Raw genomic sequence first — 19,323 nt, 5'->3', positions numbered from 1 at the left:
AAGGCATCTGCTTAAATATTATTGTATATAAAAAATAAAGAAAAAAAAAGATTAAAATTTTACCTATTTAAATCATAATACTCACAATAATTGCAGATAGAATACTTACTAAAGTTGCTCCGTATAGGAGCTTTAAGCCAAATCTGGCAACAACATTTCCTTGTTCTTCATGTAAGCTTCTTACTGCTCCTGAAAGAATTCCAATAGAAGAGAAATTTGCAAAAGATACTAGAAAGACAGAAATAATACCTATCGTACGAGGAGAGAGTGTATTTGCAAGTTTATTTAAATCCATCATGGCCACAAATTCATTTGTAATAAGCTTTGTCGCCATAATACTGCCTGCTTGTACAATTTCTGCAGCAGGTACGCCAATAATAAAAGCAATTGGAGAAAATGCATACCCAAGTAATTGTTGAAATGTAATACCAAAAATGATTGCAAATAAACCATTAATAGCGCTTATAAGAGCAACGAAACCGATCAACATTGCTCCAACAACAACTGCGACACGAAATCCATCTAAAATGTACTCTCCCAGCATTTCGAAGAAAGTTTGTTTTTCTTCCTTGACTTCTAAAATATCTTCTTCGTCTTTCACATCGTATGGATTAATGATTAATACGATAATAAATCCACTAAATAAGTTTAAGACGAGAGCAGTTACAACATACTTTGGTTCAATCATCGTCATATAGGCACCGACAATGGACATGGATACTGTAGACATTGCTGAAGCACATAGTGTATATAGACGATGTTTTGGAATTTGTCCGAGCTGTTTTTTTACAGTAATAAACACTTCTGATTGTCCGACAATAGCAGAGGCAACTGCGTTATAGGACTCTAATTTACCGAGGCCATTTATTTTACTAAGGAAAAAACCAATCCATCGAATAACAAATGGTAGAATTTTGAAGTGTTGTAAGATTCCAATTAAGACAGAGATAAATACAATTGGAAGTAAAACGTTTAAAAAGAAAGACATTTCGCCTTTGTTTAATAAACCGCCAAATACAAAGTTTACACCTGCCGCAGCATATTTTAATAACTCATTAAATAAATTTGAAATTGCTGTTACAAAGATAAGTCCCATTTGTGTATTTAATAATAGGAACGTTAGGATTAATTGTATAATAAGCATGATAAGAATCGGCTTGAACTTAATATGTTTTCTATTGTTACTTGCTATAAAAGCAAGAAAAAAAACAACAATGAGTCCGAGCACAAATGTGAAAAATTTCATAGTAACCCTCCTGTATGAATAGTTTTCTCTTGCCTTACTGTCCGTAAAAACCTGATTGGTGAGAGCTTTCCATCAGTGGAGATGAAAAAACATACTGATGGAAGTTTCACTTTATATATAGGTTTTTCATTTCATAGAAGAATATACAAGAAAGGAAAAGATACGATGAATATTACTCATGTTCACCACATCGCAATTATTTGTTCAAATTATGGAGTATCAAAAAAATTCTATACAGAAGTACTCGGTTTTCAAGTTCTACGTGAAGTATATCGAGAAGAAAGAGAGTCATATAAGCTTGATTTATGTGTTGGAGATACATATCAAATTGAATTATTTTCATTTCCTAATCCTCCAAGGCGAAAAAGTTTTCCGGAGGCAGCGGGATTGAGACATTTAGCGTTTGCTGTTGAATGTATAGAAGAAGCTGTTTCATATTTACAGCAGCATGGTATACAAACTGAAGCAATTCGAATCGATGAAATTACTGGAAAACGTTTTGTATTTTTCCAAGATCCAGATGGTTTACCACTTGAATTATATGAGAAATAAAAATTGGTGAAATTTATACAGTTTTTCTTATGAGGGAAAGAGAGAAAATAAAGAAAGTTAAACTTATCTTTGCAGGAGGTGTAACCTTAGTTGTCTGCAGCTAAGGGAGATACTTGGAAATAGGGAATTTAATACTGGTTGCAGTTTTAATTGCGTTAACGGGTTTTTTTGTTGCAATTGAATTTGCGATTGTCAAAGTACGCACTAGTCGTATTGATCAACTCGTAGGAGAAAAAAGGCGAGGAGCAATAGCAGCAAAAAAAGTTATTTCTAATTTAGATGAATATTTGTCAGCCTGTCAGTTTGGAATTACAATTACGGCACTTGGACTTGGATGGTTAGGTGAACCAACTGTAAAACATGTATTAGAGCCTATATTGATTAAATTTCAAATCTCTCCTTCAATTGCTAGTACTGTATCTTTTGTTATTGCATTTGCTGTTATTACATTTTTACATGTTGTAATTGGTGAATTAGCACCAAAAACATTTGCAATTCAAAAGGCAGAACACATTAGTCTAATGTTTTCAAAGCCATTAATTTATTTTTATCGCATTATGTATCCATTTATTTGGACATTAAATCATGCCGCTCGTTTTGTGACAAGTTTATTTGGACTAAAACCTGCTTCTGAACATGAAGTTGCACACTCAGAAGAAGAGCTCCGTCTCATCTTATCAGAGAGTTATGAAAGCGGGGAAATTAATCAAGCGGAATTTAAATACGTAAACAATATTTTTGAATTTGACAATCGTCTTGCGAAAGAAATTATGGTACCGCGAACGGAAATTGTTGGATTATATGCTGAAGATTTATTTGAAACACATATTGAAATTATTCGACAAGAAAAATATACAAGATATCCAGTATTCGGTGAAGACAAAGATGAAGTTATGGGAATGGTGAATGTGAAAGATTTCTTCATCCGTTATATAGATGGGGAAAAACGAGAAGCAAAATCAATCATGACATATACAAGACCAGTTATTGAAGTAATGGAAAACATTCCAATACATGACTTATTGTTGAATATGCAAAAAAAACGTATTCCACTCGCAATTTTATATGACGAATACGGTGGAACTGCAGGGCTGGTTACACTTGAGGATATTCTAGAAGAGATTGTGGGAGAAATTCGAGATGAATATGATGAGGATGAACACCCACCTATTCAAGATGTTAGTGAAAATTGCAAAGTAGTGGATGGGAAAGTGTTAGTAAGTGAAATTAATGATTTATTTGGCTTACATTTGGACGAACATGATGTCGACACAATTGGTGGTTGGTTAATGATGCAAGGACAACCGATTGCAGAAGGAGATGCTATTGTTGTTGGTGAGTGGACATTTACTATTCTTGAAAAAGATACTCATCAAATTAAGCGAATAGAGATAAAAAAATTGGAAACAGAAGAAAAAACAGTAGCTTTATAAAGTGAGACTTCCATCAGTGGGAAGGGGGTCATCCCTCACTGATGGAAAGCCCGCCCAATCGGGCTTTTACGGGCAGTTATCCCCACCTATCGTCTTCGATTCTCTCTACATCTTGAGGTGGGGGTCTTACTGCCCGTTAATGCGGGATAAATAGCTGTTTTTTCTTATTAATAGGGCATTATAGTAAATGAAGAAAGACGATGTGCGTTTTTTGTATTGGAAAAAATAAGAAAATATTAGGATCATGGGGAATTTTAGCAGGAGAAGAGGTTAAGAAAAATCATTTTGCATTTGGAGTAACGTTAGAACCAATTGTCCATGTTTAGATGCTAGATGCTTGTAATAGCTTAGAGTTGAGGATCCATTAGGGAGCATGAAGTATTATATTTTAAGTGAATAAATAAAGCAAAAGGCTGATGAACGAGTCATCAGCCTTTTATATTAGAAAATATGGAACACAGCGTTCAGTTGAAGTAAGCTAATAATTAATAAGAAGATTAAGCTGTATTTCATTGTCATTTTAAATAGCTCTGATTCTTTACCAACTATTCCAACTGCCGCGCAAGCTACAGCAACTGATTGTGGTGATACCATTTTTGCCATTGTACCGCCTACTACGTTTAAGGCAACAAGAGTAGAAGGGTTGATATCTAATTGAGCGGCTGTAACAGCTTGAAGAGGTGCAAATAGAGAGCCGCTAGATACTACAGAACCTGTTATGAATACGCCAATCCAACCTAAGATTGGAGAAAATATTGGAAAGATTTTTCCAGTAGATGAAAAGGCTAATCCAAGAGTTGAAGACATACCAGAATAGTTTGTTACATATGCTAATGCAATTACACTACAGATTGTATAAATTGGTGCTTTTAACTCTTTTAATGTTTCAACAGTTAATTCTTTTATTAACTTACCACTTACACGGAATACAAGTAAAGATACGATAATTGCAAGTACAATTGCAGTAGTTGTTGATGAGAATACATCTAACTTAAAGATTGCTGGAAACGGTGTATTTGCTTTAACGATTGGCGCTGTTTTAATCACATGATTGTGCAGGCCAGGTACTTGAATATTCCATATTAAGTTACTTAATGCACCATCTGGAGCGAATAAGGCTTTTACTGGTTTTAAGTTGAAAATTGTTACAAATACAGTTAAGAATACAAATGGTGACCAAGCATATAAAATTTGTTTCATAGTATAACTATGTTTTTCTGTCTGTTTTTGTTTTGTTTTACTTTTTTCTGAAGATTTCGGCTGCCATACACGTAAGAATAATGCTAATGCAATCATGCTGACAACAGCTGCGAAAATATCAGTAAGTTCTGCACCAAGGAAATATGTTACAACGAATTGAGTAAGAGCGAAAGAACCGCCGCTTACAAGAATACCTTGCCAAGTTTCTTTAATTCCTTTAAAACCATCAACGATTGCAACAAGTAAGAATGGTAATACAAAGCTAATGAAAGGTAATAATGTTACAGCTTGACGACCAACAATTAATGGATCTAGTTGTGTTAATTGAGCAGGTACTGTAACTGGAATACCCATTGCTCCCATCGCACCACCAGCAATATTGGCAACTAAACAAATACCAGCTGCTTTTAATGGGTTAAAGCCCATACCTACAAGTAATGCTGCTGTAATAGCGACTGGTACACCGAAACCTGCTGCACCTTCTAAGAAAGCACCGAAAGAATAAGCGATTAATAACACTTGAAGACGAGGATCGCTTGTAATGCTAGAAATGCTATCACGAATGACGTTAAATTGCTCAGTTTTTACAGTTAGTTTGTAAAGGAAAATTGCTGCGATAACAATTGTACAAATTGGATAAAACCCGGCTGCTACACCAAAGGCAGCGGATGATACAGCCATAGTTGCTGGCATCTTATAGACAAATATAGAAAGAATAATAGCTAAAATAACGCTATAGAGTCCAGATAAGTATCCTTTAATTTTAAACACTGTTAAACATAGTATAAAAAATAAAATTGGTAGAGCGGCTACAAGTGCTGATAGCCAAATGTTGTGTAATGGGTCGTAAACCTGTGTCCATGTACTCATAATTGTGACATCTCCTATATATAATTTGTGAAGCTATTCACATTATTTGTGAAACCATTCACAATCAACTTACATTGTTAGTATAGTCTCCCTCAGCACTATTGTCAACGTGGAAAAGTATAATTATTCCATAGAACACTTAACTGTAAAAATTCTGCTACATTTTATGAATAAATTGGAAAGAACTAAAAGAATTGGTATACAGGAAAGAGTGTACATAGATAGGATACGTTATATGTTGTTTATCTATTCTTTCATAATTTTTATTATTATTATTGATTTTATCCCGCTATTTGCGGGCAGTAATATTCCCACCTCGAAATTCGGTGAAAGCAAAGAAGTCAGGTAGGAGATAAACTGCTCGTAAAAGCCCGATTGGTTCAACTAATAATCAGTGGGGGATGAAGAAAACCTCCACTGATTAAAGTTTCACTTTATATGTTTTATCCTGAACAAACGGACAGTAAGACCTCTGCCTTAGGAACAAAGAAAATGGATAGAGGATATGACCTGTAAAAAATATAACAAAAATGTTGAGAAAATTACTTTGGAAGGCAATGAACGTCATTAGAGATACTTTGCTTTTTTTCTGAGCCATATAGTATAATATTCAAACATCAAAAGAGAGTTTTCTCTTTAATATAAAGGGGGAAGGTAATTTTTATTGTTGTAAATTATTCAGTATAAAATGTAATAATAGGAAGAAATATAAAAATAAACATGTACAAATAGAAAAATAAAAAGAAAAAATGAGGGGAAAGTATGTACCAAAATCAATTTGAGTGTCGTATTTCAGAAGAGGATGTACAAATGTTGCGAGCGCTAGCTCATCCGCTTCGTCTGCGTCTTGTAATGGAGCTTATGCAGCGTGGAACTTGTAACGTAACACAGCTACAGAAAGTATTAGAAATTCCGCAATCTACAGTATCACAACATTTAACGAAGTTAAAGCAAAATAAAGTCGTACGTTTTGAAAGACGTGGTTTGGAAGTATATTATCAAGTGTACAGCGATAAAGTAAGTGAAGTTGTAAAAACATTATTTTCTTAAAATTTGGATATTATGGAAAAAAGGTATGTATTGGTACATACCTTTTTTTTGTGAATTGAACAAAAATTTAAAGTGAGACTGTGACTTTAGGTCATAGTAGTGAAGGAGGATAAATGGGATAAAATTCATCCAGACATGGCAATATAAAAAAGAATGTAATAAAGAATAAGGAGGGACCAATAGTGGATATAAAGCGAGCAAAACAAATTTTATCATCATCAAGTAGAATTGACGTTACATATCATGGTGTGCCTGTCTGGATTGAAAGCTGTGATGAGGCAAGTGGACTTGCTAATGTACACGATATAAAAACACCAAATGAAACAGTACAAGTAGATATTACTGCATTAGAAGAGCATTAAAAAAAGCGGAGAAATTTCTCCGCTTTTTACATTTATTCCATCATATGTGCAATTTTTTTAGAGAACATAAGAAGTACGAAGCCTAATACAATAACGATAATACCGATGCTTGAGAATACTTCTAAATAACCTAAAGATTGTGTGTAAGCTGCTAATTTACCAGCTAGCCAGTTTGCGCATCCAGTACCAGCCATCCATACACCCATTAATAAAGAAGCTAACTTTACAGGAGCAATTGCACTTACCATAGATAAACCGATAGGTGATAAGAATAGCTCACCAATTGTATGGAATACATATGTGATAACAATAAACAGTAAGTTTGCTTTTACAGCAATATGAGCTTCATCGCTACCTGTTTTTAGAACTGCTAATGTTAATACAAGGTAACCGATTCCTAACAGAATCATACCAAATGCCATTTTTGTTGGGATTTTTAAATCGCCATTTTTTGTTTTAGAAAGTTTTACCCATAATGCAGAAACAACTGGTGCTAATAAAACGATAAACAATGGGTTAACAGATTGGAACCAAGAAGTTGGAACTTCCCATCCGAAAATAGTACGATCAACGAATTTATCTGTATAAAGAGTTAAAGAACTACCTGCTTGTTCGAAGCCCGCCCAGAAGAAGACAACGAAGCAAGTTAAAATGATAATTGCCCAAGTACGGTTTTTCTCTTGTTTTGTTAAAGGTTTTTTCTCGATAACTTTTGCAGCGCTATCTGCTGCTTTTTTACCAACAACTGTTGTTCCGATATCACCAAGATAACGTTTAGCTAGTAAGTTAAAGAGAACTTGACCAACAATCATACCAATACAAGCAGCTAAGAAGCCGTATTTGTATCCTTTTACCATAACGCCGTTAACAGTTGATGCAAAGAAATCTTCTGCCAAGAAACCACAAAGCAATGGTGCTATTAAAGCGCCTAAGTTAATACCCATGTAGAAGATTGTGAAAGCAGAGTCACGGCGTTTATCGTTATCACCGTAAAGTGAACCTACAAGAGTTGAAATGTTTGGTTTGAAGAATCCATTACCGATAATTAATAATCCTAATCCTAAATAAAGTCCAGTTGTTGTATTCATTGAGAAAAGAACAAAGTTACCAGCTGCCATAATAATACCGCCAATAGTAATCGCGTGGCGTTTTGTTATAAAGTGGTCAGTTAACCAACCACCAATAATTGGTGTGAAATATACGAGCATTGTAAATGTACCATAAAGTTGTACAGCGGCTGCTTTGTCAAATCCTAGCCCCCCGCTAACAACTGCAGTTGTTAAATAAAGAACTAAAAGACTACGCATTCCGTAGTAGCTAAATCTTTCCCACATTTCTGTAAAGAACAACAAGTATAATCCCGGAGGATGTTTCTTTGGTGATTGTTGTTCTTCAGCTTTGTTTAACTTTAAAGCTGCATCCATATTTCTTCCTCCTAATCCTGTCCTGTATAACGGATATTTATGTAATCATTTTAATTTACAAAATATTTAGAAGTCAATAGAATTATATGGAAATATAATAAAAAAATTTCGCCAATTCTATAAAAACGTCTTTGCTTTTTGTATTTTCTCCCGAAAACCTTAAAATAAGCGTTTTCAAGTGTATTCTTTTTCATCTAAAAGAACGAAAAAGAAACACTAATCAGAAAATTTAGATTAAAATAATTTTTCTGATATACAGAATACTTTTTTGGTATACTTTTGAAATATAACATATTTTGAATAAGAATACAAAATAAAAAATAACTCCTGTGTATAGGAGTTATTTTTTACGAGATATTTTACTTTACAAAGCGTTTTTCAATGTCATCTAGCATTAAATTAGCAGCTATTACACCACCAGCTGTATTCCAAATGACATCGTCAACTTTATATGCTTTACCGTTTTTCACTGCATTTAAGTTTTGGAATAGAGGGTCGCTCGTATATTCTTTTTCTAATTCAGAACCTTTGTTTTCATTTCCTTTATTGTATGTGAAGTAGAATAATATATCGCCATCCATTGCAGGGATTCGCTCTTTTGATACGTTACGTTCTGCAAAATCATTTTTATTTTGATCACCAGGACGTTTGAAACCAAGTTCTTTTAAGATAACCCCAGAGAATGTATCTTGGTGATAAATACGAACATCACCAGGCATAAAGCGTACCATAGAAATTTCCTGATTTACTTGATCACCAAGTTTTCCTTGTAGGTCTTTTATGCGCTTGTCATAATCAGCTAGGACTTTTTGACCTTCTTTTTCTTTATTCACTGCTTTTGCATAAAATTTAAAGTTATCTTTCCACTCACCGCGCAGTGTTTCTGAGAAAACAGTAGGAGCAATGCTATTTAGCTGCTCGTACACTTTCTCCTGACGCATTTTGTTACCGATAATTAAGTCGGGTTTTAAAGCAGCGATTGCTTCGAGATTGACTTGGAGTTCGTCACCGACAGGTTTTGTATTTTTCAATTTATCTTTCGTATGTGGATACCATGGGTCACCGGTTGGTGGTTGTGCAGCTCCCACTGGTGTTACACCAAGAGAAAGTAAAGCTTCCGCTCCCTCGTTTGTTAAAACAACAACACGTTTCGGATTTGCAGGAACTTCAGTTTTTCCCATTGCGTGTTCAATTGTAATCGTATCTTGTTTATCTTCTTTTTTAGACTCAGCTTTGTCATTGGTTTTACCACATGCCCCTAAAAGAAGTGAGAACGATAGTATAAGTGCAAATAATGCAAATGATTTTTGTTTGATGAAATTCATTATGTATCCCCCTTGTATTTATTGAGAATCTTTTTCAATAACAAGGTTGATATTAAAGTGTTCTGAATAGATTGTCAATAGTAATTGAAAATAATTATTATTATCATTGACAAGGTGAATTCAGCTACAATACACTAAAAATGTATTAGTATGCATTAAAGGAGAAACGCTGCATGTTATTAAAAACAAATCAAGCAAAATGGATTGGGCTATTTGTTGGAATCGTTGCAGTTATTACTTGTATTTGGGGGAGTATTATTTTGGGATATACAAATACAAGTTCGAAACTAGCACTGGATGCTTTTTTCCATTTTAATGGTTCAAATGAACATATTATTATTCAAAACGTACGTCTTCCTCGTGCGCTTATCGCAGCTAGTGTTGGTGTTAGTTTAGCTATCGCTGGTTGCCTTATGCAAACTTTAACCAAAAATCCGCTTGCTGCTCCAGACTTTATCGGATTAAACTCAGGTGCTTCTTTTTTTATTGTGGTAGCGACCGTTGTTTTTTCCGTGACATCTTTATCAGCGTTTACGTGGATTGCCTTTTTAGGAGCGGCAGTTGCCGCGGCATTCGTATTTGCTTCTAGTTCTTTAGGAAAAGAAGGAGCAACTCCGCTTAAGTTAACATTAGCCGGGGTAGCAATCAGTGCTTTATTTTCTTCTTTAACACAAGGATTGCTTGTGTTAAATGAAAGTGCACTAGAAGAAGTTTTATTTTGGCTTGCTGGTTCTGTACAAGGTAGGAAGTTAGAAGTATTGCAATCTGTATTTCCATATTTATTAGTTGGATGGCTTGCTGCTCTTCTAATGGCTGGGAAAGTGAATACACTCATGATGGGAGAAGATGTAGCGAAAGGATTGGGACAACGAACGGTACTCATGAAATCGTTAGTATTCTTGATTATTGTACTACTATCAGGTGGCTCCGTTGCAGTTGCAGGTCCAATTGGATTTGTTGGGATTATTATACCTCATTTCGCAAGAGCACTTGTTGGTGTAGACCATCGTTGGATCGTGCCCTATAGTGGGCTATTAGGCGCAATATTATTGTTACTTGCAGATATTGCTGCAAGATATATTATTATGCCGCAAGAAGTTCCAGTTGGAGTCATGACAGCATTTATTGGGGCACCATTCTTTATTTATATTGCACGTAAGAGAGGGCTTAGCAAATGAAGAAGTATATTCCGTTTCGTGTAGGAAAAGACGGCCTCTCGTTTTTAATGTATAAACGAGCTTGTCTCGTCTTATTGGGTTTATTAGTTGTTTTAATTGGGCTATTCTTTGCAAGCGCTGGTATGGGAGAGATGAAAGTAGCTCCATATGATGTATGGCAAGCAATTACCGGAAATGGCGATGCGATGTCAAATATGGTTGTAAACCAATTTCGGATGCCACGTATTTTAATTGCAATTCTCGTAGGGATAGCTCTTGCTGTAGCGGGCTGTATTTTACAGGGCCTCGTTCGAAATCCCCTTGCTTCTCCTGATATTATTGGAATTACGGGTGGTGCAAGTGTAGCAGTTGTACTATTCCTTGCTTTATTTAGTGATAAAAATAATGCATTAACAGTAAGTATTCAGTATATGCCGCTGGCGGCCTTTATTGGAGCGACCGTTGTTGCGTTTTTTGTATATTTATTTGCATGGAGAAATAATGGATTATCAGCGATTAGCCTTGTTTTAATTGGCGTTGGATTTTGGGCGTTAACGAAAGCAGCGACAACTTTATTTATGCTGTTAGCCCCTATATATCAAACGAGTCAAGCAAATATTTGGATTACTGGTACTGTTTACGGATCTTCATGGGAAAATGTTGCGATATTAGCACCTTGGGTTCTTATTTTAACAGCGGTAGCATTTGTAGCTGCCAGACATTTAAATGTACAAGAACTTGGTGATGATATTGCTACCGGACTTGGAATCCCCTTAACCAAATCACGTTTTTTCCTGCTACTCCTTAGTACGGCGTTAATTGGAGGAGCAGTTGCTTTTGCGGGTGGAATTGGATTTGTTGGTTTAATGGCGCCGCATATTTCAAGAAGATTAGTTGGTTCTTTATACGGTGCATTACTTCCAGTAGCAGCTGTTGTCGGGGCGATTTTAGTACTTGCTGCAGATTTAATTGGACGCACAGTCTTTGCTCCGCTTGAAGTTCCAGCAGGTGTATTTACATCAGCAATCGGTGCTCCGTATTTTATTTATTTACTTTATAAAAGTCGAAATTCATAAAGGTAAAGAAAAAATACATAGATGATTTACTATCTATTAAAAAACGGAGTAAAGGAAGAGAAACATGCAAAAAGCATTAGAGACTAAATCGTTAACATTGTCTTATGGTGAAACAATTATTATTGATGAATTAGATTTAGAAATTCCAAAAGGAAAAATTTCGATTTTTATAGGTTCAAATGGCTGTGGGAAATCTACTTTATTACGTTCCCTTGCCCGTTTATTAAAACCTACATCCGGGGATATTTTATTAGGGGATCAAGTTATTCAAAATATGCAAACGAAGCAAATTGCCCGCCAGCTTGCGATTTTACCACAAGGTCCACAAGCACCAGAAGGAGTAACTGTTCTTCAGCTTGTTAAACAAGGGCGTTATCCATACCAAACATGGCTAAAGCAATGGTCGGAGCAGGATGAAGAAATGGTGTGGAAAGCACTAGCTGCAACGGGAATGACCGAATTTGCAGAACGAGATGTTTACGCCCTTTCTGGTGGACAACGTCAGCGTGCATGGATTGCAATGACGCTTGCACAGGATACAGATATCATTTTATTAGATGAGCCAACAACATATTTAGATATGACACATCAAATTGAAGTGCTTGATTTATTATTTGAGTTAAATGAGAATGAGCAACGGACAATCGTAATGGTGCTGCATGATTTAAATTTAGCTTGTCGTTATGCAGATCATATTGTAGCAATTCGTGATAAACAAATTTATGCACAAGGCAAACCAGAAGATATTATTAATGATAAGCTTGTACGTGATGTTTTTCGTATGAATTGTGAAATTATAAGAGATCCGTTATTTGGTACACCGCTTTGTATCCCGCAAGGAAAGGGAAGACGCATACTCCCGCAAGCGGTTAATTAAAAGAGAAAAAACATAAAGTGAAACTTCCCTCAGTGGGAGGGCTTCATCACCCACCGAGGGTTAGTTGAACCAATCGGGCTTTTATGGGCAGTTATCCCCCCGCCTATCTTCTTCGATTTTCTTTCAATCTTGAGGTGGGGGGCTTACTGCCCGTTAATGCGGGATAAGAAAGGGCGATGAATCATCATCGCCTTTTTACTTTGTACATGAAAATAATAAAAACAAAGGGATACGCAGTCTACGTTCATATTCTTCTTCACTTTGAAAATGCTGAGCTTCTGGTGTTGCTTCGCGTAAACTATTAATTGTAAAACCAGCTTTTTGTAAGGAGAGAAAGTATTGCTCAATTGTACGATGATATTTAACAACTTGCTCATTAATCCATGGCTCGACGCGTTTGCCAGTTTTAAAATAATCATCAACAAGCCAGCTAGTTCGTTTTCCACTTAGTTGTAAGCTTTCAAATGCGGAAGTAATAATCGGGTGTTGAACACTAAAGGCGAAAGTGCCTCCAGTTTTTAACGTTTGAAAAATCTGTCTGAAAGTATCATCAATATGTTCAATATAGTGAAAGACAAGTCTAGATGTAACGATATCAAAAGTAGAATTGGGATATGTATAGTCTTTGAGGTTTAGAAGATGGACAACTCCATTTGTATTCTTTAATTGTTTTTGAGCTTCTTCGTACATACGATGAGAGCCTTCGATTCCGGTATAAGATTGGCAGCCTTTTTGTAGTAACTCTAGTCCCAATTGTGCATCACCGCAGCCAAGGTCAAGTATACTTTTATCTTTTATATGACCAAGTAACTGTAAGAGAGCAGGTTTTTCAATTGTGTCGTTTGGGTTATCGGTTCGATGTCTACGTTTCATATATTGTTCAAAAAATAAGTTCTCATTGTAAACGTCAGATTCTGTATATGACATTCAATCATCTCCTTGAAAACATTTTTTCTATTCTAGAAAAATCCAAATAATAATAATAGATTTCTTTAATTATATAGGATATAATCGTTAGTTGTAAGCGTTTACTTTTAGCTATTTTCCTATAATAATTTTTTGAAACGTGTTAAGCTATTAAAGGGAGTATTGTCTATATTATGATAATGCTTTCTTTATATGAATGATAGGGAGGTTTCACGATGTCTAGCAAAACACTTGACAAATTTTTAGTAGAAAACCTAGATGATTTGAAATCAAAGGGACTTTATAATGTTATTGATCCGCTTGAAAGTTCTAATGGACCAGTTATTACAATTGGCGGAAAAGAATATATTAATTTATCTTCAAACAACTACCTTGGTTTAGCAACGGATGAGCGTTTAAAAGAAGCAGCAATTGGCGCAATTCATAAATATGGCGTTGGTGCAGGTGCTGTTCGTACAATTAACGGTACGCTTGATTTACACGTGAAATTAGAAGAAACAATTGCAAAGTTTAAACACACAGAAGCAGCAATCGCATATCAATCTGGTTTCAATTGTAATATGGCAGCGATTTCAGCTGTTATGGATAAAAATGACGCAATTCTTTCTGATGAATTAAATCATGCATCTATTATTGATGGTAGCCGTTTATCAAGAGCAAAAATTATTGTATATAAACATTCCGATATGGAAGATTTACGTAAAAAAGCAATCGAAGCAAAAGAATCTGGCTTATACAATAAATTAATGGTTATTACAGACGGTGTATTCTCAATGGATGGCGATGTAGCAAAACTACCAGAAATCGTTGAAATTGCAGAAGAACTAGATTTAATGACTTATGTTGACGATGCACACGGTTCTGGCGTACTTGGAAAAGGTGCTGGTACGGTTAAACATTTTGGACTATCTGATAAAGTAGATTTCCAAATCGGTACATTATCTAAAGCAATTGGTGTAATTGGTGGATATGTTGCTGGTAAGAAAAACTTAATCGATTGGTTAAAAGTGCGTTCACGTCCGTTCTTATTCTCAACAGCGTTAACACCAGCTGATGCAGCAGCGTGTATGAGATCAATTGAAATTTTAATGGAAAGCACAGAGCTACATGACCGTTTATGGGAAAATGGTCGTTATTTAAAACAAGGCTTAAAAGAGCTTGGTTTTAACATTGGGGAAAGTGAAACACCAATCACACCTTGTATTATTGGTGATGAAGTATTAACACAACAATTTAGTAAACGTCTAAATGAAGAGGGCGTATATGCAAAATCAATTGTGTTCCCAACTGTAGCAAAAGGAACAGGCCGTGTTCGTAATATGCCAACAGCAGCACATACGAAAGAAATGCTTGATGAAGCAATTCGTACGTATGAAAAAGTTGGGAAAGAAATGGGAATTATTTAACACATTCGCATCTATGAAAGCTTGCAAATGAGGAGTGGGGAAAATGGAAAAAATTCTAGTAACCGGTTCTTTAGGTCAAATTGGTTCTGAACTTGTAACGAAACTTCGTGATGTATATGGTGCATCAAACGTTATCGCAACAGATATTCGTGAAACAGATAGTGAAGTTGTAAAGTCTGGTCCATTTGAAATACTAGATGTAACAGATGGCCAAAAATTACATGAGATTGCAAAGCGTAATGAAGTTGATACAATCATTCATTTAGCAGCACTGCTTTCAGCAACAGCAGAAAAAAATCCATTATTTGCTTGGAATTTAAATATGGGCGGTCTTGTAAATGCGTTAGAAGCAGCTCGTGAATTAAACTGTAAGTTCTTCACACCAAGCTCAATCGGCGCATTTGGTCCGACAACACCGAAAGATAATACACCACAAGACACTATCCAGCGTCCAACTACGATGTATGGAGTAAACAAAGTGGCTGGAGAGCTTTTATGTGATTATTACTATCAAAAATTTGGTGTAGATACGCGCGGCGTACGCTTCCCTGGTTTAATTTCTTACGTTGCTCCTCCTGGAGGAGGAACAACTGACTATGCAGTTGAAATTTATTATGAAGCAATTAAAAAGGGTACGTACACTTCTTATATTGCAGAAGGAACATACATGGATATGATGTATATGCCAGATGCACTGCAAGCGATTATTTCTTTAATGGAAGCAGATCCAAGTAAGCTAAAACATCGCAATGCATTTAACATTACAGCAATGAGCTTCGAGCCAGAACAAATTGCAGCATCTATTCGTAAGCACATCCCAACATTCACGATGGATTACGCAGTTGATCCAGCTCGTCAAAAGATTGCAGATAGCTGGCCAAACTCAATTGATGCAACAGCAGCGAAAGAAGAGTGGGGCTTTAAAGCAGACTATGATTTAGACAAAATGACAGCTGATATGCTTGCGAAATTAAAAAAAAAATTAGAAGCTGAGTTAGTACTTGGCTAATTGAAAGAAAGCCGATTCAATATATTGAATCGGCTTTTTTGTCTGCGTGTCCAGGTAGGTTGAGGGCTACTTGCTGGTGGAAGTTCAATTTAGGTAAGAAACAAGTCGCTTAGTAGCGATTAAAGGCGTTATCCCGCTCTGATGGGAGTCTCACTTTATCTAGACTTTTGTTCATGCGTGTCTATATTTTCCGCTTCTGGGTATTGGTATTCCGTTTCTTCGTATTGTTTTTCATATTCGTAGCTAAATGCTTTATGTGTTTTTTGATCCTCATCCCAAGGTGTCGATTTTCCTAACTTTCTGTTAGTCGGAGAACCGTAAGGACCTTCAGGAAGTTCCTCAGGAATGACATATTGATGTCGAGCTTCAGCAGCTGTAACATCCGTATATTGCTTATCTTTTTTGGGGGACAAATGAAACACCCTTTCAAATATAGTTGATAGTAGACTTCTTTCTTAATATACCCAAAAAGTTTTCTATGGATTTTGAATTCCTTTTATCGGCGAAAATTAAAATATATCGGTGGTTCGACATGGAATAAAGACTGGACGATAAAAAACGAATAAAAAACAGGAGCTGCACCCAGCTCCTGTTTTTTATTCAATCGTCTTCAGTAATAACTTTTTCAATAATGGTTTAATCTTCAAGCGTAAATCTTCAGCATGGTTCGCCACTAAGAAGTGGTGGTTATAAATATTTTTCATTAACTGATAGGTCGCTTCTTTTGCTTCGCCTTCTTCGATAAAGATTCCGATGACTTCTATGCCGCTTTTACGAGCAAGTTTTACAGCTTCGTGTGTATCTAAAATACCATCTTGTTGATAGTCTAATGCAGACGGTTCGCCATCTGTAAAGACGAGTAGGAATTTATGTTTTTCCGGACGTTTTGCAAGTTTTTCCGACACGATACGAATAATGTATCCATCACGGTTATCTTCTTCTTCACGAAGTTGCATGACTTCCGGACCAATGCTTGGAAGCGTTGAGTTTTGATATGTTACGACTTCATGAATGACGTTTGGTTTGTTTTCGGGTGTGGCGCTAGAAGCATCTTCCCAAAATCCGCTAATGGCGTGTGGAATTTTTAACGATTTTAAAGCCTCATGGAAAAGAACAACGCTTTTTTTCGTTTCTTCCATTTTGTTATACATCGACCCAGAGCAGTCGACTAACAGGTGAAACACAACGTCAAGTTCTTGTGATTCTTGTCCTTTTTTATAAAACATACGTGGTTGTTTTTCTGTATAAATACGTAAGAACTTTTTACGAAGTCTTCCGTAGTATTTATCAGCATTTGCGTTTGTTTTATTTTCAATTGTTTTTTCAATGATTTTCTTTAGTTCTTTTACATCTTTATTTACGACAGATTTTATAGCTTGATAGTCTTTCTTTTCATCATGGTTTGGTTTGCGAGCTTCTTTAAAAGTATGTGATGCACCGGCGTTATACTTACCGTACACACCTTCATTCTGGCTAGAAGCATGAGACGCTCTCGTATCCTCGGCATCCGCTCCGTCGAAATTCGACTGTGTACTTTTTTGTGAAGTACCTTGCACAGAAGCGAGCGCTTGATCGCTATTATCAGATTCTCGGGCGGTATCACCCATCATGTTCGTTTTTGTGCCGCTTTCTAATTCAAAGCGTAAGAAGTTTTCGTTTTCATTGTTTTTATTTTCACGATGCCACGTTGAAAAACTTTCGTTTATTTTACTTTTATTATCGTCATCGTCAACAATTTGAACATCATCATTTGCTAGTTCATCTACTCGTTCCTCTATCTTGTCAAAAACGACAGAAGTATTGAGCGGTGCAAGTCCAAAGTAGTTATTAATCATATCATTTTCTAATAGTTCTTCTAAACGATAGCGAATTTTTTCTACAACATACATCGTATCTTCTGTAGTACGCGTTTGAAATGTTTCGTGTAAGATTGCTTCAATGTGCTCAAAGTAGTCGTTGTTAAACATTTCGTATTTATCGCTTGTTAATGTTAAGTAACATAAACAAATGAGCATATCAGCATGATAGTTACGAATACGGTTAATTTCGTATTGTGAGCTGAAATAGCTCCGATACATTTCTTTTCGGCGTGCAAATATTGGTTTTGTACCAGGACGCTCTCGTTTAACAATTTCTTCAACTCGTAAATCTTCTAATAGAACAAATAATTGCGTTAAAAAATTTTTAAGTGGTGATTGCTGCAATTCTTTTGCATAGTTACGAATAAGCTGCATATCGGAATGATGTTTGTAGCCGAGAGCTTTTAAATATACTTCACTTTTTAAACCAACGACTTTATCAGTTTCGCTTCGATCATCCCAAAAATGACTGATGACAATTTTATTTTCGATTTCGTCATAATATGCTTTATATCCATATTCTAAATATGCATTTTCTTCTTTTAGAAGGGCATACATTAAATTTTCCATTTGCAGAAACAGAGACGCATCGATTTTTTTGTCACTAAAAATTTGTCTCATGAATTATCCCTCAAAGAAATAACTTTCTGCTAATTCACGCACCGTCATTTGTTCTGTTTCATCGCTTAATTTTGCGATAATGCTTCGTTCAATCGCACGCATCACTGGAATATACACACTTAAATCACATGCATCAATAATACCGCGAATACTTGCAGCTTCTTCACTTACACGGCCATCACGAGCAAGTGGCATCAGGTCACTTGCGAATGCCACAAACTTTTCGATTGTTGCTGTTTCCTTTAATTTCGACTCCGCTAATAAGAGTTCTTTTAATGTTTCACCTTGAATATAAGGAACTTCGATAATAACAAAGCGATTTTTTAATGCTTCATTTAGTTCGCTCGTTCCAACATAGCCTTCGTTAATCGCCGCAATTACACGATATTCATCGCTACCGTACACAACTTCTTGTGTGAATGGATTTGTAATCATTTTACGATAGTCTAGTGCACCGTGAAGAAGAGGAAGTGTTTCTGGTTTTGCCATGTTAATTTCGTCGATATAAAGGAAGTGACCACTTTTCATTGCTTTCATTAATGGGCCATCAACGAAAGTAACTTCAGATGCACCGTCTGTTGTTGTTAATGTGTTGTATCCTAAAATACCTTCTACATCTAAATCAACAGAACAGTTAATGCTATGCATTGGCTTTTGGAATAAATAAGACAGCGTTTCAGCAAGAACGGTTTTCCCGCTTCCAGTAGGCCCTTTTAATAGAACGTTTTTTCCAAGAAGTAATGCAGTAATTGCATCTTCAATAATACTGTTATCTGATGCTTTATACATTTTTGTTCCAATTAAAGTAGCGGCATTGCCAGCTGCATGTTTATTTGTTTCGTGAATATTTTCAAGTTGTTGTTTTAATCCTTCATGTATATGAAATTGCTCTAACATTTATTTCCCACCTAACATTATTTTCATAAAGT

General features: G+C 35.7%; 18 protein-coding genes. 10 read left to right on the top strand and 8 right to left on the bottom strand.

Translation table 11 applies throughout. The annotated features are described in order from the left end of the window. Positions 1-67: 67 nt before the first annotated feature. Positions 68-1,246: a NupC/NupG family nucleoside CNT transporter gene (locus ACTDJC_RS18775; RefSeq protein ID WP_429717369.1), complete on the bottom strand. Its 1,179-nt coding sequence runs from the start codon at positions 1,244-1,246 to the stop codon at positions 68-70. A gap of 165 nt (positions 1,247-1,411) precedes the next feature. Here ACTDJC_RS18775 and gloA2 point away from each other — a divergent pair, with 165 nt between their 5' ends. The 3 genes from gloA2 to ACTDJC_RS18760 all read left to right on the top strand — a co-directional run bounded on the left by gloA2 (position 1,412) and on the right by ACTDJC_RS18760 (position 3,557). Further along, positions 1,412-1,798, top strand: a complete 387-nt coding sequence (gene gloA2 / locus ACTDJC_RS18770) for an SMU1112c/YaeR family gloxylase I-like metalloprotein (protein WP_098309030.1) — start codon at positions 1,412-1,414, stop codon at positions 1,796-1,798. A 134-nt stretch (positions 1,799-1,932) separates the two neighbouring features. Further along, positions 1,933-3,231: a hemolysin family protein gene (locus ACTDJC_RS18765; protein WP_440604380.1), complete on the top strand. Its 1,299-nt coding sequence runs from the start codon at positions 1,933-1,935 to the stop codon at positions 3,229-3,231. Between the two features lie 200 nt (positions 3,232-3,431). Continuing rightward, on the top strand, positions 3,432-3,557 hold the full coding sequence (locus tag ACTDJC_RS18760) for a hypothetical protein (RefSeq protein WP_301287641.1): 126 nt from the start codon (positions 3,432-3,434) through the stop codon (positions 3,555-3,557). Between the two features lie 115 nt (positions 3,558-3,672). On the opposite strand, the gene ACTDJC_RS18755 is transcribed toward ACTDJC_RS18760, so the two are convergent. Next, positions 3,673-5,301, bottom strand: a complete 1,629-nt coding sequence (locus tag ACTDJC_RS18755; RefSeq protein ID WP_440604344.1) for an L-lactate permease — start codon at positions 5,299-5,301, stop codon at positions 3,673-3,675. 762 nt (positions 5,302-6,063) lie between these two features. On the opposite strand from ACTDJC_RS18755, the gene ACTDJC_RS18750 reads away from it, so the two are divergent. Further along, a complete protein-coding gene (locus tag ACTDJC_RS18750) occupies positions 6,064-6,351 on the top strand; it encodes an ArsR/SmtB family transcription factor (protein ID WP_098309033.1) in 288 nt (95 codons plus the stop codon). Between the two features lie 182 nt (positions 6,352-6,533). Next, positions 6,534-6,713, top strand: a complete 180-nt coding sequence (locus tag ACTDJC_RS18745) for an acid-soluble spore protein H (protein WP_098309034.1) — start codon at positions 6,534-6,536, stop codon at positions 6,711-6,713. A 32-nt stretch (positions 6,714-6,745) separates the two neighbouring features. Here the strand turns inward: ACTDJC_RS18745 and ACTDJC_RS18740 are convergent, their stop codons facing one another. Both ACTDJC_RS18740 and ACTDJC_RS18735 read right to left on the bottom strand, forming a co-directional pair. Then, positions 6,746-8,137 (bottom strand): peptide MFS transporter, encoded by a 1,392-nt coding sequence (locus tag ACTDJC_RS18740; RefSeq protein ID WP_440604343.1) that lies wholly within the window; start codon positions 8,135-8,137, stop codon positions 6,746-6,748. A 359-nt stretch (positions 8,138-8,496) separates the two neighbouring features. Continuing rightward, positions 8,497-9,462 carry an ABC transporter substrate-binding protein gene (locus tag ACTDJC_RS18735; protein ID WP_098309036.1) on the bottom strand — a complete coding sequence of 322 codons (966 nt, stop codon included), beginning with the start codon at positions 9,460-9,462 and terminating at the stop codon, positions 8,497-8,499. Between the two features lie 173 nt (positions 9,463-9,635). On the opposite strand from ACTDJC_RS18735, the gene ACTDJC_RS18730 reads away from it, so the two are divergent. From ACTDJC_RS18730 to ACTDJC_RS18720, 3 genes are all read left to right on the top strand, one after another. Continuing rightward, positions 9,636-10,640, top strand: coding sequence for a FecCD family ABC transporter permease (locus ACTDJC_RS18730; protein WP_440604342.1), 1,005 nt, complete (start codon positions 9,636-9,638; stop codon positions 10,638-10,640). Continuing rightward, positions 10,637-11,695: a FecCD family ABC transporter permease gene (locus ACTDJC_RS18725; RefSeq protein WP_098309038.1), complete on the top strand. Its 1,059-nt coding sequence runs from the start codon at positions 10,637-10,639 to the stop codon at positions 11,693-11,695. The genes ACTDJC_RS18730 and ACTDJC_RS18725 overlap by 4 nt, the downstream gene beginning before the upstream one ends. Positions 11,696-11,759: 64 nt before the next feature. Further along, positions 11,760-12,572, top strand: a complete 813-nt coding sequence (locus tag ACTDJC_RS18720; RefSeq protein WP_440604341.1) for an ABC transporter ATP-binding protein — start codon at positions 11,760-11,762, stop codon at positions 12,570-12,572. 195 nt (positions 12,573-12,767) lie between these two features. Here ACTDJC_RS18720 and ACTDJC_RS18715 read toward each other — a convergent pair whose 3' ends face one another. Continuing rightward, entirely contained in the window at positions 12,768-13,499 is a 732-nt protein-coding gene (locus ACTDJC_RS18715) for a class I SAM-dependent DNA methyltransferase (protein ID WP_440604340.1), read from the bottom strand. Positions 13,500-13,714: 215 nt separating this feature from the next. Between ACTDJC_RS18715 and ACTDJC_RS18710 the strand changes: the two genes are divergently transcribed. Both ACTDJC_RS18710 and ACTDJC_RS18705 read left to right on the top strand, forming a co-directional pair. Further along, positions 13,715-14,905, top strand: coding sequence for a glycine C-acetyltransferase (locus ACTDJC_RS18710; RefSeq protein WP_098309041.1), 1,191 nt, complete (start codon positions 13,715-13,717; stop codon positions 14,903-14,905). 34 nt (positions 14,906-14,939) lie between these two features. Beyond that, positions 14,940-15,914, top strand: a complete 975-nt coding sequence (locus ACTDJC_RS18705) for an L-threonine 3-dehydrogenase (protein ID WP_141525026.1) — start codon at positions 14,940-14,942, stop codon at positions 15,912-15,914. A 155-nt stretch (positions 15,915-16,069) separates the two neighbouring features. Here ACTDJC_RS18705 and ACTDJC_RS18700 read toward each other — a convergent pair whose 3' ends face one another. From ACTDJC_RS18700 to ACTDJC_RS18690, 3 genes are all read right to left on the bottom strand, one after another. Then, positions 16,070-16,327 carry a hypothetical protein gene (locus tag ACTDJC_RS18700; RefSeq protein WP_440604339.1) on the bottom strand — a complete coding sequence of 86 codons (258 nt, stop codon included), beginning with the start codon at positions 16,325-16,327 and terminating at the stop codon, positions 16,070-16,072. Positions 16,328-16,510: 183 nt separating this feature from the next. After that, positions 16,511-18,394 carry a vWA domain-containing protein gene (locus ACTDJC_RS18695; RefSeq protein ID WP_253628594.1) on the bottom strand — a complete coding sequence of 628 codons (1,884 nt, stop codon included), beginning with the start codon at positions 18,392-18,394 and terminating at the stop codon, positions 16,511-16,513. A 3-nt stretch (positions 18,395-18,397) separates the two neighbouring features. Then, on the bottom strand, positions 18,398-19,291 hold the full coding sequence (locus tag ACTDJC_RS18690) for an ATP-binding protein (protein WP_098309046.1): 894 nt from the start codon (positions 19,289-19,291) through the stop codon (positions 18,398-18,400). Positions 19,292-19,323: the final 32 nt, after the last annotated feature.

Origin of the sequence: Bacillus sp. GB_SG_008 (assembly GCF_052038115.1) — a bacterium.
In the GTDB taxonomy this organism is placed as follows: Bacteria; Bacillota; Bacilli; order Bacillales; family Bacillaceae_G; genus Bacillus_A; species Bacillus_A rhizoplanae.
The sequence above is the reverse complement of the archived record's forward strand: the minus strand, read 5'-3'. Positions and strand labels throughout refer to the sequence as shown.

What these genes read in the sequence shown, in the direction of transcription:
- ACTDJC_RS18720 (WP_440604341.1), top strand. Translation starts at nt 11,760, where the DNA reads ATGCAAAAAGCATTAGAGACTAAATCGTTAACATTGTCTTATGGTGAA.
- ACTDJC_RS18760 (WP_301287641.1), top strand. Translation starts at nt 3,432, where the DNA reads ATGTGCGTTTTTTGTATTGGAAAAAATAAGAAAATATTAGGATCATGG.
- ACTDJC_RS18725 (WP_098309038.1), top strand. Translation starts at nt 10,637, where the DNA reads ATGAAGAAGTATATTCCGTTTCGTGTAGGAAAAGACGGCCTCTCGTTT.
- ACTDJC_RS18750 (WP_098309033.1), top strand. Translation starts at nt 6,064, where the DNA reads ATGTACCAAAATCAATTTGAGTGTCGTATTTCAGAAGAGGATGTACAA.
- ACTDJC_RS18735 (WP_098309036.1), bottom strand. Translation starts at nt 9,462, where the DNA reads ATGAATTTCATCAAACAAAAATCATTTGCATTATTTGCACTTATACTA.
- ACTDJC_RS18695 (WP_253628594.1), bottom strand. Translation starts at nt 18,394, where the DNA reads ATGAGACAAATTTTTAGTGACAAAAAAATCGATGCGTCTCTGTTTCTG.
- ACTDJC_RS18755 (WP_440604344.1), bottom strand. Translation starts at nt 5,301, where the DNA reads ATGAGTACATGGACACAGGTTTACGACCCATTACACAACATTTGGCTA.
- ACTDJC_RS18690 (WP_098309046.1), bottom strand. Translation starts at nt 19,291, where the DNA reads ATGTTAGAGCAATTTCATATACATGAAGGATTAAAACAACAACTTGAA.
- ACTDJC_RS18740 (WP_440604343.1), bottom strand. Translation starts at nt 8,137, where the DNA reads ATGGATGCAGCTTTAAAGTTAAACAAAGCTGAAGAACAACAATCACCA.
- ACTDJC_RS18715 (WP_440604340.1), bottom strand. Translation starts at nt 13,499, where the DNA reads ATGTCATATACAGAATCTGACGTTTACAATGAGAACTTATTTTTTGAA.
- ACTDJC_RS18775 (WP_429717369.1), bottom strand. Translation starts at nt 1,246, where the DNA reads ATGAAATTTTTCACATTTGTGCTCGGACTCATTGTTGTTTTTTTTCTT.
- ACTDJC_RS18730 (WP_440604342.1), top strand. Translation starts at nt 9,636, where the DNA reads ATGTTATTAAAAACAAATCAAGCAAAATGGATTGGGCTATTTGTTGGA.
- gloA2 (WP_098309030.1), top strand. Translation starts at nt 1,412, where the DNA reads ATGAATATTACTCATGTTCACCACATCGCAATTATTTGTTCAAATTAT.
- ACTDJC_RS18710 (WP_098309041.1), top strand. Translation starts at nt 13,715, where the DNA reads ATGTCTAGCAAAACACTTGACAAATTTTTAGTAGAAAACCTAGATGAT.